This window comes from Cohnella cholangitidis, assembly GCF_014107495.1.
Taxonomy (GTDB): domain Bacteria; phylum Bacillota; class Bacilli; order Paenibacillales; family Paenibacillaceae; genus Cohnella; species Cohnella cholangitidis.
Genome location: NZ_CP041969.1, coordinates 4064556 through 4083602, shown reverse-complemented (window position 1 = coordinate 4083602; position 19047 = coordinate 4064556). Strand labels below are relative to the sequence as shown.

Here is a 19047-nt window from a genome sequence, read left to right as displayed (position 1 = left end):
CATTTATCGGCTGGGGGATAAAGTAAAAAACGTTAGGCTCATGATCCCCGGGAAGTTAGCCCTTGGAAACCTGCTCTTGCACGTCCCTGACTTCGAACAAATGATTTTTCCCGGACAGGGAAAACCGTTCTCCCGCTCGGAGTTCGTAACGCATGCCGGGCTGCAGCTTCTCGCCGTTATAGAGAAAGGTCCCGTTAGAAGACCCGTTATCTTCAAGCACGAAAGTGCGGCTTTCTTCATTGAATCTTAACGTGCAATGAACGCGGCTAATTTCGCCCGCTTCGTAAGGAAACAAAATCGCGCATTGCGAAGGATCGCGTCCGAAAGTCAGGCGGCGATTCAGAACGCGGTAGCTCGTGCCCGCATGCTCTCCTTCTATGCCGCAAAGACGCGGTTCCCATTCTTCCGCCATTTCCACTTGATCCGGAAAACTAAGAATATTCGTAATCGGAATCGTGTAATCCGTGAGCGGATTGTGCTCCGCCTCCGGGTTGGGCAACGTTTCCTCTTCGTTCCACTCCTCCAAAGAATGTTCTTCGAACGATTCGTGATCGTGATCCTCTATTGTTGTAGAAGAATAATCATAGGTATCCTTGCCCTTCGCCGTCATCTGGAGAAAAGCGATTACGGCTCCCACGGCGACCGCGATCCCCAATCCTAATGCAGCAAGCAAAGGAAGCGTGCCTGCCTTGATTGCCGTCGCGGTTTCCAGAGATTGCGCGGCAAACACGCGATAAGGCCCTGTCTGAATCCCCCCCAGCAGAAGCGCAATGAACGCCGCGACTTTGGCTAATGCGGGATTGACTCCCCTTCGGTACTTGATGCGATTCCCCCTTTCTTTATGGTCTTGTATTCGCTCAGTCAACAATCTCACCTCCATCATAACCGCATGCGATTAGTTATTTTGTAAACGCTTTCCTTATTGATTAGAAAGGAAAGGCGATTTTTCGCGCATACGATCATTATAGCGAAAAAGAAGTCCCCCTTCAATTCGTTCCATCCATATTTTAGGATATTTTTAACTACTCTTCCTCTTTCCCTTCCAGCTCTTCCTTTAACTTGCGCCGTATGACCTTACCGATAAGAGACAACGGCAAGCTGTCCCTGAATTCATATAGTTTAGGCACTTTATAAGGAGCTAACCGTTCCCGGCACCAACGATTCAGCTGCATTTCCGATACTTGCCAACCTTCCTTAAGCACAATATAGGCTTTCACCGTCTCTCCGCGATAAGAATCGGGCACGCCGAGCACGGAAGCTTCCTTCACCGCGGGATGCTCAAACAGAATTTCCTCGACCTCCCTCGGATATACGTTAAATCCTCCAGCCAGAATGATATCTTTTTTCCGATCGATAATGGAGAAGAACCCTTCCTCGTCCATCTTTGCGAGATCACCGGTTCGCAACCACCCGTCCCGTATCGCCGAGGCGGTCTCTTCCGGTCGATTCCAATAGCCCGCCATCACCTGCGGCCCTTTGATCGCCAGTTCGCCTATCTCTCCCGCCGGGAGAGGATCCAAGCTATCTTCCCCTACGATTCTGACGTCCGTATCCGGCAAGGGAATGCCGATCGTGCCGGCTTTGCGGTAGCTCCAGATCGGATTGCAATGGGTCACCGGCGAAGCTTCGGTTAAGCCGTACCCTTCGATCAGCTTGCCGCCCGACTTCTTCTCGAACTTCTCCTGCACTTCCCGGGGCAGAGGCGCCGCTCCGCTTACGCATACCCGCACCGAACTTAGATCCCCCTCCATAGCGTGGGGGTGATTGAGCAGCGCGATGTACATCGTTGGCGCCCCCGGGAAAACGGTCGGCTTTCTTCGGCGTATCGTTTCGAGCACCATCCGCGGATCGAACCGGGGCACGAGCAAGATCGAGCCCCCCTGGTAAATCGCCTGGTTCAGCAGAACGGTCAATCCGAACACGTGGAATAAAGGAAGCGCGGCCAAATACCTTTCCTTGCCCTTCTCCATCCGATAACACCACGTCGCAGCCTGAACCGTATTGGCCAGCAGATTGGCATGCGTTAACATCACGCCCTTGGGCCGCCCGGTCGTTCCTCCCGTATATTGGATCATCGCTAGTTCGGTATCCGCGTTTACCTCTTCGCAGATCGGAGTTTCTTTTCCCTTTCTCAGCACGGCAGACCAACGCACAATTCCTTCCGCCTTTTTATATTTCACATGCAGATCCGGATATTCCTTACGGCGCTTGATCGGGTACAGAACGTTCTTCGGAAAAGGAAGAGCGTCCGACAACGAGGTGACGATCACCTGTCTAAGGGCAGTATTCTCTCTCGCCTTGTCGACTCTCGGCATGAGCAAATCCAGCGTGATCAGGGTCGTCGCCCCGCAGTCGGCAAGCTGATCGTGCAGTTCCCGCTCCGTATAGATCGGGTTCGTCTGGACGATGACGGCACCGGCCATCAACCCTCCGTAATAAGCGATAACCGCCTGCGGACAATTGGGAAGCATGATTGCCACCCGGTCTCCCTTGCTCACGCCAAACGTTCTAAGCGCGTTCGCCAGCTTGCGGCATTGGCGCAGCAACTCCTTGTACGTATAACTTCTGCCGAGAAAATCGAGCGCTTCGTGATTCGGGTACTCGCGCGCGGAATCGAGCAGAATGTTAGCGATGTTGGTTTTGGGGTACTCGTAGGTCGGAGAGACTTGCAAAGGATAGTGACGAAGCCATGGCCGCTTGTTTTCCTGCCGATCGGTAACCTCACTCATATGCATGCCTCCTCAGAGTCCGACGTAGCTCTCGGCAGAGATGACGCGGGCGGAAATGCGCTTGCGCAGAGCGAATAAGTCGATAGGCTCGAATCTTAGCAACCGTTTCAGCACGGAAAGCTTGGCAGTCTCAGGCTCTCTCCTTTCTCCAACGCGGCCAATATCGTCCGGGCGCGCCGGCCGGCTCTCTCCGCCGCATCTTCCGCGAACAATGCCGTCATGTCGATCAAGTTATCCGGACTATTCTCTTGGCTCCGCGAAAGCTGCTTACGAGCCCGCAGGACGGCGCTTTCAAGAGCGTACATATCGATCATGGAATCGGCCAACGCCGCGACGGTTTCCTGCTCGCGTTCAAGCCGCAGCCCATGCTTCTGCACGGCGAGCCCCCCGACCATGAGGAACACCTTCTTGAGCGCGGCGAGAATAGCGATCTGCCTGGATAAGGGGGATGCCGCCGACGTCGTCGCCAGCGGGGCCGGACTCAGCAGCTCGCGCTGCAGCGCCTGGGCTCTCTCGATCAAAGGAAGCTCGCCCTTAAGCGCCCGCTTCAGCAAAGTGGCGGGAATCAATAAACGGTTGATTTCGTTAGTTCCCTCGAATATCCGGTTAATGCGGGAATCGCGGTACAGCCTTTCGATTTTATATTCTTGGATATAGCCGCAGCCTCCATGGATTTGAACTCCTTCATCGACGACCGCATCCATCGCTTCCGAAGCGAAAACTTTATTGATCGAACATTCCAAAGCGTATTCCGCGATAGCCTTGGCCGCGTTATGACCGCCTTCGGTTCCTTCAGGATCCGCTTGGCTTAGCGACTCGTCGATCAAACCGGCCGTTCGGTACACCATGCTTTCCGTCACGTACGCCAGCGTATTCATATCGGCTAGCTTAGCCGCGATCAACGGGAAGGAGGAGATTTTTTTGCCGAATTGCTTCCGTTGGTTCGCGTAAGAAGAAGCCAGTTGCACGGCCTCCTTCATGCCGCCCAGACAGGCCGCTGCCAGCTTAAATCGGCCGATATTCAAAATATTGAAGGCGATCAGGTGGCCTTTGCCCACTTCGCCAAGCAGATGATCGGCAGGAATTCGCGCGTCCTCGAAAAAGAGCGGGCGGGTAGACGAGCCTTTAATGCCCATCTTCCGTTCTTCCGGCCCGATGGTGAAGCCCGGCGTATCCCGCTCGACGATAAAAGCGCTAAAATGCGCTCCGTCCACCTTCGCGTAAACGATGAACAAGTCCGCAAAACCGGCGTTCGTGATGTACAGCTTGGAGCCGTTAAGGATGTAATGCCGGCCGTCCTCGGTAAGAGTCGCGGTCGTTCGCGCGCCTAGCGCATCCGATCCCGAGCCCGGCTCCGTCAAGCAACACGCGGCGATCAGCTCGCCTTCGGCCAACTGCGGCAACCATCGTTTCTTATGCTCCTGCGTTCCGAAAAACACGATGGGCAGCGTTCCGATTCCGGTATGCGCCCCGACAGACAGAGCGAACGAGGAAGCCGGCGATAACGTTTCCGCGAGCAGCGTCGTGCTTGTTTTGTCCAGTCCCAAGCCGCCGTAGGCTTCCGGCACGTCCGCGCCCAGCAGTCCGATCTCGCCCGCCTTGCGCATAAGCTTCACCGTGAGTTCGTAATCGAGCTTCTCGATATCCGCGTCGCGCGGGTTGATATCCCGTTCAACGAAGGCGCGAACCGTCTCCGCCAGCAGCCGCTGTTCTTCCGTGAAATCCTCGGGCGTCACGATCTGTCCCGGTTCCGCGTCATCGACAACGAAACGCCCGCCGCCCCATACCCCGTTAGACATCGTGCGCCACCTCCTTTGTTGGAGTTTGTTAACCCGCCTCGAATACTCCGGCCGCCCCCATTCCGCCGCCGACGCACATCGTCACTACTCCGTACCCGCCGCCCAGCCGAAGCAACTCGTGCAACAGAGTAACGGTCAGTTTGGCGCCCGTGCTGCCTAAAGGATGACCGAGCGAGATGGCTCCTCCGTTGACGTTGACCAGCTCGGGGTCGATCTCTAGCCGGTCGATAACCGGCAAACATTGCGCCGCGAAAGCTTCGTTGACCTCCCATAGGGAGATCTGCTCCTTCGAGAGCTTTGCCTGTTCCAACACTTTGGGTACGGCTTCGACCGGCCCTAGGCCCATGATTTCCGGTTGCAGCCCGGCTACGGCGTATGCCCTGAACGTCGCAAGCGGCTGGATGCCAAGGCTGTCGGCTTTTTCTCGGCTCATCATGACCAGAGCTGCCGCTCCGTCGCTATAAGGGGAGGAGTTGCCCGCGGTTACGGTTCCGTTTAGGGCGAAAGACGGTTTAAGGGCAGCCAACTTCTCTTCCGTCGTATCCGGGCGAACGCATTCGTCGCTCGCCACGGTAAAATGTTTCGTATGCAAATGGCCTTCGGCATCCGCTACGGCAGCCGTCGTAAGAATAGGCAGTATTTCTTCCTGGAACCTTCCCAACGCCGCCGCTTGAGCGGCTTTGCGATGGCTTTCCGCGGCGAACCGATCCTGCATCTGCCTGGTCACTCCGCAGCGCTTGGCTACAAGCTCCGCCGTGTGGCCCATTCCCATGTACGCGGCGGGCAACGCGTCGAATAGGCCCGGATGGGGAGAAAGCTTGAAGCCGGACATCGGAATCCGGCTCATGCTCTCCACTCCGCCGGCGACGACCGTATCGACGAATCCGCCCCGGATCGCCGCGGCCGCCTGGGCAATCGCCTGCAAACCCGAAGCGCAAAACCGGTTTACGGTTACCGCGGGAACATGGACGGGGAATCCCGCATGCAGCGCGATCAATCGGGCCACGTTCAGCCCTTGCTCGCCCTCCGGCATCGCGCAGCCGAAGATGACGTCGTCGATGTCGGAAGGCTGCAACCCCGGGGCGCGCCGGACCGCTTCCCTCAGTACCGCCGCGCCCAAATCTTCCGGTCGGGTTTGCGCGAAGCCGCCTTTCTTCCCCCGACGACCGCCGAACGCACTGCCGAGACGATGACGGCTTCTCTGCCGGTCATAGCGCTCTCCCTCCTTGATGTGAACTTTCGTTCGCTCTACCTTCAAGGTCGCCATATCCATAGTCGCTTTTTGCGACAATGGGAGGGCGGTTCTTCTCGATCGACCTTTTATGGTCGCTTTTTGCGACAATAAGAGGGCGGTTCTTCTCGATTGACCTTTTATAGTCGCTTTTTGCGACAATAAGAGGGCGGTTCTTCTCGATTGACCTTTTATAGTCGCTTTTTGCGACAATGGGAGGGCGGTTCTTCTCGATTGACCTTTTATAGTCGCTTTTTGCGACAATGGGAGGGCGGTTCTTCTCGATTGACCTTTTATGGTCGCTTTTTTGCGACAATAAGAGGGCGGTTCTTCTCGATTGACTTCTTATAGTCGCTTTTTGCGACAATGGGGCTTGGGTTGGTTGGTTGGTTGGTTGGTTGGTTGGTTGGTTGGTTGGTTGGTTGGTTGGTTGGTTGGTTGGTTGTCGTTGAAAGACAATTTAGTTCCGCAAAGGTTTGCCCGTGGCGAGCATGTGGCGCATGCGGGATTGCGTCAGCGGTTCGCCGCAAAGGCTCAAGAACGCTTCCCGCTCCAGGTCGAGCAAATGCTCTTCCCGCACGACCGTGCCTGCCGGCACGTCTCCGCCGGTTAGGACGCCGGCGAGCTTCGAGGCGATGCGGACGTCATGATCCGAGATATAGCCGCCGCGTTTCATAGCGGATACTCCCAGCCTTAGCACGGTCGCCGCTTCCCGGCCGCCGACGGCTACTTGCCTATCCGCCGACGGAACGGCATAACCTCGGCGGTCCAGCTCCAACACCGCGTTCTTCGCTTCGGCGATCCGCGCCTCCTCGCGGATGACGACCCCGTCGCCCGATCGCCAATAGCCAAGCCGTTTTGCATGAAATCCGCTTTCCGACACTTTCCCCATCGCAATCGACTCGAAGAGATGGGAGATCGGCGCCGTCACGTCATTCAAGCCCGCCGCCTCCGCTCGTTCCTGCGCCATCGCGGCCGCCGCCAGACACCCCCCTCCGGCCGGAATCAGACCTACTCCCGTTTCCACGAGACCGAAATACGTTTCGGCGGAGAATAAAATCCGATCCGCCGGCAAACAAGCTTCCACTCCTCCTCCCAGAGTCATTCTATGCGGAGCCGCTACGACAGGACGAGGCATAACGCGCAGCGACTTCATGCTCCTCTGGAAATCGCGGATAATGAGATCGATTTCTTCCCATTCCCCATTCTCGGCCTCCATCAACAGCAGCATCAGATTCGCCCCGACGCAGAAATTTCGTCCTTCATTCGCAAGTACTAGCCCGCGCCAGTTGCGATCGACCTCCTCCGACGCCCGGCGAATGGCGGAAAGCACGCCCGGACCGATGGCATTGTGCGGAGAGTAGAACTCCAAGCAAGCCACATCGTCTCCAAGGTCGATCAATCTTGCGCCGTCAGCGTCGAATATCGTATGACCCCTCTCTCTTAGCGTTCTTAAAGACAATTCCTCGGGCCTCTCCTCCACGGCTTTGTATTGCCCTTGCAAGTAATGAAACAGACGCCCTTCCTGCCGGACGTAGAAGGAGGAGGAACCTTTATTCAGCATGGCGGAAACCGGCGCCGGAACAGCTATCCCCCTTTCCTCAAGACGAGATGCCGTCTCCGCCACGCCGAGCGCATCCCACGTTTCGAACGGTCCTTCCTCCCAATTGAACCCCCATCTCATCGCTTGATCGATTTCGATCGAGGTATCCGCGATTTCGCCGAGCTTCTCCGCCGAATAGCGAAGCGAAGCCTCCAGAACGTCGCGCGCGAACGCGGCTAACCGGTCATGATCCGCGGCCGCCAGCAAGGCTTGCAACTTCCCTGCCGTTCCCGTCGCCATCTTGGCTGCTTCCAAGGCGGGCGATGTCACCTTGTTCCGAGCGCCGTACGTCATCGTGACCGGATCGAGCACCTGGATTCGGTCTTTACCCTTTTCGGAGTTGTTTTTGCGATAAAAGCCGCCGCCGCTCTTCTCGCCGAGCCAACCTCGCGAGACTAAATCCTCTACGATCGCCGGAGCCGCGAATGCCGCCGCTTCCAATGGATCGGCTACATTCTCCCTCACGTTGCGGCACACGTGCAGGAACGTATCCAATCCCACCAGGTCCAACGTGCGAAAGGTAGCGCTCTTAGGCCGCCCGATCAACGGTCCGGTAACGGCATCGACCTCGTCTACCGTCAAGCCGTGTTTCTCCATCGCTTGAAGCGTTGCTAACATCGCGTACGTCCCGATTCGGTTAGCGATGAAGTTGGGCGTGTCTTTGGCCGTCACCACCCCTTTGCCGAGCCGCTCGCGGCAAAACCTTGCAACGTCCGATACCGCTTGCGGATCCGTTTCCCGGCAGGAGACGATTTCAAGCAATTTCATATACCGAGGAGGGTTGAAAAAATGAGTTGCCATCGCATGTCGGCGACAAGCCTCACCGCATACCGAAACCACTTCGTTAATCGATAAGCCCGAGGTGTTGCTGCTGACGATCATCCCCGGCCTCCATACCGAGTCAATGCGCTTCCATACGCTATGTTTGACGTCCAGTTTCTCCGAGACCGCCTCGATGACCCAATCGCACTCCGACAGCAACGCCAAATCCCTATCCAAATCGCCCGCCCGTATTCGGGTTAGAAACGAAGGATCATACAAGGGCGACGGCTTCGCCTCCTTCAGGCGCGCAATGCCTTTAACCGCCAACCCTTCCATGTCGAGAAGCAGGCACGGAACACCGACATTCGCCAAGTGGGCGGCAATGGCCGACCCCATCACCCCCGCTCCGATTACCGCCGCTTTCCGCACATTCCACAAACGTCCCCACTCCCCTCGGGTCATTTTGTCCCCACTCCGAACACCGACATCGCCAGCAACTCCGCCACATCCAGCGCTCCGACCCGCTCCTCCTCTCCATGCTTGCGCAAGCCTTCCTCCATCATCGTCAAACAATAAGGGCAGGCGGATCCGATCAACTGCGCTCCGGTCGCAAGCGCTTGGGCCGCGCGTACTTCATTCACCCTGCGCCCGGGCTCTTCCATCCACATGCGCCCTCCTCCCGCGCCGCAGCAAAGCCCTTGGTTGCCAGAACGCTCCATCTCCTTCGTCATTAGCTCGGGGATCGCCGACATAATCGAACGCGGAGCTTCGACGATCCCGTTGTAACGCGCCAAGTAACACGAATCATGCAGCGTCATCGTACGAGAAACGGGGTTCCGAGGGTCAAGCCGCCCTTGGTCCAGAAGCTCCGCCAACAGCACGGTATGGTGCTTAACCTCGGCAACGAAGCCGAAATCCGCATATTCGTTGCGAAAAAGATGATACGTATGAGGGCAAGTCGTGACGATTCTCGTAATGCCGTGTTTATTGAAAGTCTCTATGTTCGCGCGGCATAGCTCTTGGAAAAGAAATTCGTCGCCAAGCCGCCTCGGGGTATCTCCGGAATTGCGTTCATCCGTCCCCAGCACCGCGAAATCGACTCCCGCCTCCTTCAGCAATCTAGCGAACGCAAACGTAACCCGAAGAGCTCGCCGATCGTATGCTCCCATGCTTCCTACCCACCAAAGCCAATCCGGCCTCGGATTCTCTCGAAGGGTCGGGATATGCCAGCCCGTCTTGGCGGTGAACTCCTCCATCCATGCCGTGCGATCCTGGCGCGGGAATCCCCACGGATTGCTTTGCCGGTCGATATTTTGCAGCGTGCGCCTCGCTTCAGCTGGCATCTTGCCTTCCGTCAGCACGAGATACCGCCGCATCTCCATCAACGGCGATAACTGCATGTTGCCTACGGGACACCGTTCCTCGCAATGCCTGCACGTCGTACAAGCCCACAACTCCCGCTCCGTAATCACTTCGCCGATCACTTCGGCGGCTTGCGGGTTATTGCTCTTCATCCAGCCCGACGATTGCCATGCCATGGTACCGCCGATGCCCACGACGCCCGGATCGCCGCTTTCCACCTCGCTTGCCGGCTTGAATTCCATGCCTTTGCCTTGCAACGTATCCCGAAGCTTCGTCATCAGATGCATCGGGGATAGCCCCTTATCGGTATTTGCCGCGGGACATACGTCTGTGCATCTTCCGCACTCCACGCATGCGAACAGATCAAGCCTCTGTTTGCGGGTCAAATCCGCAATCGAGTTCATCCCGAACTTCTCCGCAGCTTCGTCCTCTAAATCCAATTTGGTCATTTTCGGCGGACCGGGCGGGCGCAAGAGCCAGTTCGCCGGCGCCGTAAAGATATGAAAATGCTTAGATAAAGGGACGTAGACGAGAAACCCGAGCAACAACAGAAGGTGCGCCCACCACGAAACGGCGTAACCGATATCCGCCCATGCCGTGGAAACTCCTCCGCCCATCCTCTCCATCCCCGAGGCAAGCGCCGAAGAAATCGGAGCCGTTAGCGAAGCGGCGGAATACTCCTTCAATCGATCGAACGCAAGCGTGAACGCGACGGAGAACATTAACGCCGCGATCCAGATCAATACGAGCAGGGGTTTCCACCCCTTAGGCAACCTCGAAAGCTTCTCCCCGTACCTCCGGTAAGCCCCGAAGGCGACCGCCAACAGCACTAACCCGACGGTCGTTTCCTGCAACAGCGAGAAAGTTCCGTTATCCGCCCAAGCCAAAGATTTTCCGCTAACCCCTTTCCACAGTAGTTCTAATGCTCCTAACTGAAGGATCAAGAAGCCATAGAACAAAACAAGATGCATGCCGCCGCTGCGGCGGTCTTGAAGAAGCCTGCGATGTCCGAATACTTGCCCGCCCGCGTTCGCGGCGCGCCGCCAATCCAGCCTCATCCCCCCGTCCGGCGCGCCGTCTAGAATAAGCCTGATTTTACCGACGACAATCCAACCGAAGATTCCGATTCCGCATAAGGTGACGGCCGCTGCCAGCCAACCATTCATTGAGCTGCCCACCCCGCTTCCCTTTGCTTGCGCCCCCCCCTTGGAACGATCGCGATCTTCTGAACCTTCCTCGAGGTCATACGATGAAAATAAGACCTTGCAATCGTCTTGATACTTGTAAATTTATTCCCGAGCCCGCCCTTCATATGCCCACATAGGCAAAAAAGGACATGGCTCGGCGGTCGTTATCGCATTCTGCGAATCCGTTTACAAGGAGGACGCCATGAACATTGCGGTATTGATCAAATCCGTCATCGCGACGGATGAACCCGTCTTCGTGCGTGAAGGCAAGCTTGAAGACACGGGAGCGAAAAAAGGGATAAACCCCTACGACGAATACGGCTTGGAGGCGGCTTTGCGGATGAAGGAAACGGACGGGAGCACGGTGACCGTCATTTCGGCAGGCGACGAGAAAACCGTGGAAACGTTACGCGTCGCGTTGGCCATGGGCGCGGATGAAGCTGTCTGGATCCATACGTTGGAGGATTCGGATGAACGGGGGCTTTCCCTTATGCTTGCCCAGGCGATCCGTAGGGGCGGATACGACCTTGCGTGGGCAGGGCATCTGTCGGTGGATAACGGGGCGGGTCAGGTCGCCATCCGCGCGGCGGAGCTTCTCGGCTGGCCGCACGCGGGGGCCGTCGTCGCTTGCAGGATCGGGGAAGGCAACTCGTTGCACGTCGTTCGCGACGCGGAAGGGGACAGCGAGAGCTGGGAGCTGTCTCTGCCCGCTTTGCTTACCGCACAGCAAGGGCTGAACGAGCCGCGGTATCCGGCTCTGGCCGGCATCATGAAGGCGAAGCGGAAGCCCGTGACCGAGCTGACGCCCGGGGAGCTCCTTGCGGGAGCGGATGCCGCGCCTCGCACGGAACGACTCGGCTGCGAGGCGCGCCGAACCGGCCGGAAGGCCGGAAGCTTGGCGGAACGGCGCGGGAGCAAGCGACGGAGCTGATTGCCTTGCTTCGGAACGAAGCGCAAGTCTTGAAGGAGGAGTGAGCGTAGCCATGAGCCAACATATCGTAGTCGCGGAATGCCGCGACGGCCAGCTGCGGCAAGTCTCGCTGGAGGCGATTGCCGCAGCCCGGGGCTGCATGCAGGACGGCGATAAGCTCGCCGCCGTCCTATTGCTGGACGCGGCCGGCGCGGACGGTGCCGCCGCCGCGGGGGTGCTGGCGCAGCACGGCCCGGATGAGGTGATCGTCGTCGATCACCCCAGCCTCGGCCGCTATGCGCCGGAAGTGCACCTCGCCGCCTTGCTGGAGGCGGCGAAAGCACTTGCGCCCGAGGCGCGGTGGTGGCTCGGCCACACCGCGATCGGGCGCGATCTTGCCCCGCGGCTCGCGGCGCGCCTCGGGGCGGGGCAAATCTCCGTGCGCTCGCCGGCCGCCCGGCGCGGACGGACGCTTCGTATTCACGCGCGCTCTGCACGCGGGCAAAGCGCTCGAGCGGCGCGCTTTCTTGCCGGGCTTCGCGACCGTCGTTACCGTGCGCCCGAACAACTTCGCCCCGGCCGCCGCGGCAGCCGGGCTTCCAGCCGCGCCAATCCGTTCCGTTCCGTTCACCCCGCCTGTTTCTCGCATCATCGTGCGAGATGTCGTTCGTCGGGCTGCCGGAGTCGGTGGATTTGGCGGAGGCGCGGATTATCGCGCCGGCGGACGCGGCGTGAAGAGCGGCGCCGGCTTCGCCCCGCTCGCGGAGCTCGCGGGGCTGCTCGGCGGTGCGGTCGGCGCTTCGCGCGGCGCCTGCGATGCCGGTTACTGCGATTATGCCCTCCAGATCGGGCAAACCGGCAAAACCGTCACCCCGGACCTCTACATTGCCTGCGGCATCAGCGGCGCCGTCCAGCATCTCGCGGGGATGAGCCGTTCCCGCGTCATCGTCGCCATCAACAAAGACCCCGACGCTCCCATTTTCAGCGTAGCCGATTACGGGATCGTCGGAGATCTATTCGAAGTCGTCCCGGCGCTCATAGAAGAGTTGACTGTTCATCGCTGAGCAGCTGCACTGATTTCTTTTGCCGCTATCCCCTTCGCTCAGAATCATAACGGCTCCTATTCACGCTTTTTACGCTATCCCCGTCGCTTAGGAGCTAAGTCCTCTTATTTTTTACTTTTGCCGTTATCCCTTTCACTCAGTATAAAATCTGCTCCCTTAATTAGGACTTCGACGATTCCCCCTCCGTTCAGGGCATTTCCTGAACCGAGGGGATAGCGCCAAAAAGAGACGAGTCCGCACGCCTTTCGATCGGCTGGCGGAAACTCGTCTCTTCGTTACAATTGTTCGCTATAAAGAATGGAAGCCTCGGCTTGGAGGAGCCATTTTCCTTCTACTTTCTTGGCTTCGTTAAGGATGATAGCGCGGGTTTTGGCCTTAACTCCACTAGTCTCAGAATCCGTTAGCGTGGAGATCAGCAGCAACGCCGTATCCGTTCCGTTGTATTGAACGATAGCGGAATTTTCGGTCGTAATTTTAAGCTTTGTCGTTTCGAAGATTTGGGTAATCGTCGTCTTCAGTTGATCTTTGCCGGAGAAATCCACCATCGTGGCTAAGTAAGCCTCCACATTCCTCTCGTTAGCGGCTTGGGCTTGATCTGCGAACACCTTATCAATCGCCGATTTGTCGGCATCCGGGATCGATGCCTTCTGTTCGAAAAGCCCCGGAATGTTCGTCAGTTGCTGAGCTAGTACCTCGATGCTGTAAATTTTCCAGCTTCCGTCCGCGTCCTTATGTAAAGTGTAGCGGGTTTTGGACAAGTTATCAGGGAAAAAGTCGCCGCTTACTTTCGAGGTATCCTCAATCAGGATGGCGACGGCCTCGGTCTCGCTATACGATTGGATCGCTAGCTGTTCGATTTTTGTTTTCGTCCTGGAAGACTTCCATCTCTCTATCACGTTGGATACGTCCATAACGCTATCCTCGGACATCAACCCAAGAAGGCCTTCGCTATCGCCGGAAGCCTCGACGAGCAGCATCTTATTGAACACGTCGGCAATGGCCGCTTTCTCCTCGGCCGAAGGTCCCGCGTACGTAATCGAGATTGTCTTCTCCCGCTTCAGCCACTCGACATCATGGCTCGTCAAGATTGCTGCAAAACGGAGACCGACCAGCGTCCGGCCGTCCAGATTGATTACTTCTCCCGTGCTGGCGACCGTCTTGCCGTTGACGAATGCGACATCGCTGCCGACGGACACTTGAATATCCGTTCCTTCCGTTGCGGCCTTAATGGTCCGCGTAGTAAAGTCGAATTCCGTTTCATAACCTAATTGTTTGAATAAAGTTGCGTACTCTACGTAAGATTTGCCTTTAGATAGAACTAGATTCGAGCCGAAATCCACGGTTTTGCCGTTCAATTGGACTTTGACCGCTTGTGCTTGCGCTTGTGCTTGCGCTTGCGCTTGCGCCTGCGCCTGACCGGCCGCGGAAGCCGTTCCGGCTATAGAAAATGCCAGTACCGCGGAACCGAACATAACGAATAATTTCTTCTTCAACCCTAGTCACCTTCTTTCCTAATATTGTACCCGAGCTTCACTCACTATCACTCTAGTTGATTTCAGCCTGCTAATACAAGCTTTACAGGCAGTTTTAATCAAACTTTAAGCCGTAAGTTGATTCCCTGCCAAGGAATCAGCCTATCAGTTGTTGCAAATCCTTTATCGAAGGCATCTGGAAAACGACCTTGACTTCGCCGCCCGCCCATTGGAGATCCTTAATCTTCAACAGCTTCGGAAGATCGTCCGCTATCGGAATGATTCTGTCGGAGAACATGGAGTTAGGCAGCTTGATCCCTTTCATTTTGGCCTTTTCCACCGTGGCCACCACGTTCGGGTGCTCCCAATGCAATCGATACGTAACTTGTATGGCGGCGGACACTTGATCTTTCCAGATGATGTTTAAGTCCGCGATAAGCAGCTCTCCCTGCAAATCGAAATCCGCGCCCGTCACGACTACGTCTTTCTCGACCCGCGGGTTATCCGCTATCGACTTCTTCGCCAGATTATTCAAATCCTCGGAGGTAAGAATCATTTCCGGCGACATTCTTCTGACCATGTCGATCGCGCGGTCCTTCAGCGGTACTTTCTGATACGCAAGATCCAAGCTTTGATCGGGTTTTACATAATAGAGCGCGCCGACTAGCGCAACGACAACGATGATCGCAAGGACGAACAGGCTTATGATTAACTTCCTCATTTCAATCCCCTTTACTAGAACATCATGAATTCGGCAAATCAACGATTGACTTCCGCGAGCAGGAGGCGTATAACAAGAATTACATTCGATGACGGGAACAAGTTGCCTGATCCCTTCGATCTCCAGAGAGTCGGCGATTTGCTGAGAGCCGACGGTCGAAGTTCAGATCAATATCCTCCCCGAGAAGTTGCGCCGAAACCCTTTCGCGTAGGCGCGGACGGTCTCCCCCGTTATGGGACGTCGTATACTATACGACACGCGAGCGCCTAACGTTGCATCCCGCAGGATGTAAAGTTCGGAACGAGGGTGGTACCACGGATAACCTCCGTCCCTTTTACAGGGGCGGTTTTTTTATTTCCCAAAGTGGCAATTCAACCCTCTCGGTGCTGAAAATCTGACTTTTTGAACTTTTATTTAAAATTAAACTCGAACCCCGGAAAGGATGATTCCGCATGACTAGCCCGAATCCCGATTCACTCGTAACCCTAGCCGATATTCTGAACGCCCACCGCGTTCTTCAAGACGTGGTGAGTCCCACTCCGTTACAGCACAACCGCGCGCTATCCGCTAAATTCGGATGCAACGTTTATTTGAAACGGGAAGACCTTCAGGTCGTGCGTTCTTTCAAAATCCGCGGGGCATACCATCTTATCTCTTCCCTATCCGAGGAAGAACGCCGCAACGGCGTCATCTGCGCCAGCGCGGGCAACCATGCGCAAGGAGTCGCTTTCTCCTGCCACAAGCTGGACATCCCGGGAATCATCTACATGCCCGCTACGACGCCTAGGCAGAAAATCAACCAAGTGCGGCTATTCGGAGGAGATAAGGTCGATATTCGCCTGACCGGCGATACGTTCGACGATGCCTACGCGGAAGCCATCCGGGTCAGCCAAGAAGATGGAATAACGTTCGTTCACCCTTTCGACGATCCCCGAATCGTAGCCGGCAACGCAACCGTCGGCAAGGAGATCATCGAAGGCGGCATCCCTTCCATCGATCTGTTGTTCTTGACGATAGGCGGCGGCGGACTGGCAGCCGGCGTATCCACCTATATTAAGGCGATCAATCCGGCGACGCGCATCATCGGAGTCGAGCCGGAAGGCGCTCCTTCTATGCAACGCGCGATAGAAGAGAACCAAGTCGTAACGTTGCGGGAAATCGATAAATTCGTGGACGGAGCAGCCGTCAAAAGAGTTGGGGAACTGACTTACGCCGTATGCCGAGACTTGCTGGACGAGATCGTCATCGTTCCGGAAGGCCGGGTCTGCACGACGATCCTCGAGCTCTATAACGAGCATGCGATCGTCGCCGAGCCCGCAGGAGCTCTGACCGTTGCCGCCCTATCGGCCGTGGATCCCGAGCAGTTGCGAGGAAAAAATGTGGTCTGCATCATCAGCGGCGGCAACAACGACATCGACCGGATGCAGGAAATCAAGGAACGCTCGCTCATTTACGAAGGGTTGAAGCACTATTTTATGATCAACTTTCCGCAACGGGCAGGCGCTCTCAGAGAGTTCCTGGATGACGTGCTCGGACCGAACGACGATATCGTGCAATTCGAATATACGAAGAAACATAACAAAGAGAACGGTCCTGCCCTCGTCGGCATCGAGCTGAAGAGCCCGGAAGACTACGATGCCCTCGTGGCCAGAATGAACGGTAAAGGGTTCCAGTTTATCGAGTTGAACAAGGACCCTCTCTTATTTAACCTTCTGATCTAATTTTAATGGTCCTTGCTTTCTCGTTTATCCCTATTTAACACTCGGACGTTACAGTGAACGGAGAACCGATTCGTTCCGACTAACGGGGATAAGCGAGGGAGATTATGGCTAAACAGAGGAAAATATTCATTCTCTACGCGCGTTTCGGAGACGGCCATTGGCAAGCTGCGACCGCGTTGCGGCATAGCTTCGAGCAACAGGGGAACGTCGACGTAAGGCTGGTCGATCTGCTGGCCGAATCCCATCCCGTTATCAATGAAGTCAGCCGTTACGTGTATAACAAAAGCTATCGCGTATTGCCTCAGGTATACGGATGGGTATACGAAGCCACTAAAAGCATGAGGTCCGATTCGGCATTCGCCGCCTGGCTGCACTCTTTCGGAGCCGTCACGTTACGAAAGCTTGTGGAGAAAGAGCGGCCGGACGCTGTCGTCCATACGTTCCCTATCCTCGTTTTACCGTTCGTTACCCAAAAAACGGGTCGAAAAATCCCCATGTACAACGTCGTTACGGATTTCGACCTTCATCTCAGATGGGTCCACCCCGACGTGGATAAATATTATGTCGCTACGGAAGATATGAGCAGGCAGCTATGCGAGTTGGGCGTCCACTCTCAACGAGTCGCCGCTACGGGCATTCCGATCCGCCCTACCTTTATGTCCGAAACGGCCGCCTCCGCATCCGCTTATCCTTTGCATCCCCATAAACCGATCGTGCTCCTCATGGCCGCCGCCAACGTTGGCTGGATCAACATCGCGGAGCTCTCCCATAAACTCGTCCGCCATTGCAACGCCCAAGTCGTCATCGTATGCGGAAGACACAAAACGCTGGAAAAAACGTTAAAGGACCATTTCAAAACGTTGGAAAACATCGCCGTTCTTGGATACGTAGATCGAATCGATGAATTAATGGCTATCTCCTCATGCATCATAACGAAACCGGGCGGGCTGACGTTATCCGAAGCCATTACGGCCGAATTGCCCCTTTTTCTCTATCGCCCCGTCCCCGGACAAGAACGCAACAATGCCCGTTACTTGCAAAGCAAAGGCGCCGCCGTTATTTGCCACAACAACGATCAGCTTCTGAGAGCGATAACCGAGCTTTTCCACAACCCCTTGCGTCGATCCGAGATGCTGCGCGCGCTGAAATCTTTGAGGAAAAAAGGAGCTTCCGATCGCATCGCCTTGGATATTGTTCGTCAATTGCATATAATGGAAGAGAATTCCGCAGCTTCCATTCCGGTTTCGAATCCGATCGAAGGTTCGTTAAAGGAGCGCTTCCTGTGAGCAAGACATCCCTGAAATCTTTTTTTCAAACGGACATGCTGCTTTATTTGACGATATTGTTTCTTGTCGAGTTCGTAAGAGGAGCCGCTCTGATCAGCTTCCTTCCGATCTATGGCGACAAGGCTCTGGGGCTCGAGCTGGACGTGATCGGGGCAGCCATTACCGCTCACTATATTACGGATACGGGATTGAAGCTGGCCATTGGTTATTTGCTCGACCGCTTGTCGGTTCGCATGGTCGTTAGCGTCGGTCTGCTGTTCTCGTTTATCGGTATCGCCTCATTGCAATTCGCGGATATCCCATGGGTATTCATTATGGCCGCGGCCATCTACGGTATCGGGATTTCCCCGATATGGATCGTATGTTTGACGAGAGTGAAAGAGGATCAGCGGGCTACGCAAATGGGCTTCCTGTATACGGTGTGGCTGGTCGGCCTGGGAAGCGGACCCGTCGCGACGAATTTATTGCTGGATTATAATCTCGGCCTGACCTATTGGATCATGAGCGGGGTTGCTCTAACTTCCTTGGTTTTATCCTTGTTTATTGCCGGGGGGCGCAGCGTCCACATCGACGTCGTCCCGTTCAAGCAGCAACTTGCCATCCTCGGGAACCGTCTAAAAGAGATGAAGCTGCTCATGCCCGGCATGGTGCTGCAGACGCTTGGCGCCGGCATGCTTCTTCCGATCTTGCCCAGCTTTGCGGTTAACGGTCTGGGAATGACGGCATCCCACTATTCCCTTTTGCTCATTATCGGCGGAGGTTGTACGGTCGTCGGACTGATACCGATGGGAAAACTGTCGGATTCGCTCGGCAAAAAGTGGTTTCTCATCGTCGGTTTCCTTGCGTTCGGAGTCGTGTTATTCGCCCTCACCCAACAGCCTCCGATCGCGCTCGCTCTATTCTGGGCGTTCGTGCTGGGTATTTCTTACGCAGCGGTGCTTCCGGCTTGAACGCTCTGCTGGCGGCTTATGTCCCGCCCGGACAACAAGGCCTTGGCTGGGGAGTGCTCTCTACGGTGGAAGGAATCGGCGGCATGATCGGGCCGATTATCGGCGGCGTGCTGGCGACGAGGTTCAGCGAATCTTCCGTCGTGGGCTTGGCCGGAATCTTATTCGTGATCATGAGTTTATTTTACGTTTTCTTTCCTTTCCGGCTATTCAAGGGCGAGGCTTCGCCTCCCGCCAAACAAATGAAATAAAT

9 protein-coding genes, 4 pseudogenes and 1 other annotated feature are annotated in these 19047 nt (G+C 56.1%); of the genes and pseudogenes, 5 read left to right on the top strand and 8 right to left on the bottom strand.

The window, feature by feature from the left end; translation table 11 throughout:
• Positions 1 to 55: 55 nt before the first annotated feature.
• From FPL14_RS18840 to FPL14_RS18810, 6 genes and pseudogenes are all read right to left on the bottom strand, one after another.
• The gene (locus FPL14_RS18840) at positions 56 to 865 is read right to left on the bottom strand and encodes an FHA domain-containing protein (RefSeq protein WP_182299223.1); all 810 of its coding nucleotides are present in this window, start codon (positions 863 to 865) and stop codon (positions 56 to 58) included.
• Positions 866 to 1022: 157 nt separating this feature from the next.
• Positions 1023 to 2729 (bottom strand): long-chain-fatty-acid--CoA ligase, encoded by a 1707-nt coding sequence (locus FPL14_RS18835; RefSeq protein ID WP_182299222.1) that lies wholly within the window; start codon positions 2727 to 2729, stop codon positions 1023 to 1025.
• 12 nt (positions 2730 to 2741) lie between these two features.
• A pseudogene (locus tag FPL14_RS18830) lies at positions 2742 to 4528 on the bottom strand (acyl-CoA dehydrogenase family protein).
• A 28-nt stretch (positions 4529 to 4556) separates the two neighbouring features.
• Positions 4557 to 5740 (bottom strand): annotated as a pseudogene (locus FPL14_RS18825) (thiolase family protein).
• A 479-nt stretch (positions 5741 to 6219) separates the two neighbouring features.
• Positions 6220 to 8586 carry a 3-hydroxyacyl-CoA dehydrogenase/enoyl-CoA hydratase family protein gene (locus FPL14_RS18815; protein ID WP_182299221.1) on the bottom strand — a complete coding sequence of 789 codons (2367 nt, stop codon included), beginning with the start codon at positions 8584 to 8586 and terminating at the stop codon, positions 6220 to 6222.
• Positions 8583 to 10652 (bottom strand): (Fe-S)-binding protein, encoded by a 2070-nt coding sequence (locus FPL14_RS18810; RefSeq protein WP_182299220.1) that lies wholly within the window; start codon positions 10650 to 10652, stop codon positions 8583 to 8585. Before FPL14_RS18810 ends, FPL14_RS18815 begins: the two co-directional genes overlap by 4 nt.
• Positions 10653 to 10875: 223 nt before the next feature.
• On the opposite strand from FPL14_RS18810, the gene FPL14_RS18805 reads away from it, so the two are divergent.
• Complete coding sequence (locus tag FPL14_RS18805) at positions 10876 to 11604, top strand: electron transfer flavoprotein subunit beta/FixA family protein (protein ID WP_229263575.1); 729 nt, start codon at positions 10876 to 10878, stop codon at positions 11602 to 11604.
• Between the two features lie 52 nt (positions 11605 to 11656).
• Positions 11657 to 12647 (top strand): annotated as a pseudogene (locus FPL14_RS30815) (electron transfer flavoprotein subunit alpha/FixB family protein).
• A gap of 275 nt (positions 12648 to 12922) precedes the next feature.
• Here FPL14_RS30815 and FPL14_RS18795 read toward each other — a convergent pair.
• A complete protein-coding gene (locus FPL14_RS18795; protein ID WP_182299219.1) occupies positions 12923 to 14140 on the bottom strand; it encodes a copper amine oxidase N-terminal domain-containing protein in 1218 nt (405 codons plus the stop codon).
• A gap of 136 nt (positions 14141 to 14276) precedes the next feature.
• Positions 14277 to 14840 carry a hypothetical protein gene (locus tag FPL14_RS18790; RefSeq protein ID WP_182299218.1) on the bottom strand — a complete coding sequence of 188 codons (564 nt, stop codon included), beginning with the start codon at positions 14838 to 14840 and terminating at the stop codon, positions 14277 to 14279.
• A gap of 79 nt (positions 14841 to 14919) precedes the next feature.
• Positions 14920 to 15176, top strand: a binding site (T-box leader).
• 116 nt (positions 15177 to 15292) lie between these two features.
• On the opposite strand from FPL14_RS18790, the gene ilvA reads away from it, so the two are divergent.
• The 3 genes and pseudogenes from ilvA to FPL14_RS18775 all read left to right on the top strand — a co-directional run bounded on the left by ilvA (position 15293) and on the right by FPL14_RS18775 (position 19045).
• Complete coding sequence (gene ilvA, locus FPL14_RS18785) at positions 15293 to 16561, top strand: threonine ammonia-lyase IlvA (RefSeq protein WP_182299217.1); 1269 nt, start codon at positions 15293 to 15295, stop codon at positions 16559 to 16561.
• Positions 16562 to 16665: 104 nt separating this feature from the next.
• Positions 16666 to 17847, top strand: a complete 1182-nt coding sequence (locus tag FPL14_RS18780) for an MGDG synthase family glycosyltransferase (RefSeq protein ID WP_182299216.1) — start codon at positions 16666 to 16668, stop codon at positions 17845 to 17847.
• Positions 17848 to 17882: 35 nt separating this feature from the next.
• Positions 17883 to 19045 (top strand): annotated as a pseudogene (locus FPL14_RS18775) (MFS transporter).
• Positions 19046 to 19047 lie beyond the last annotated feature (2 nt).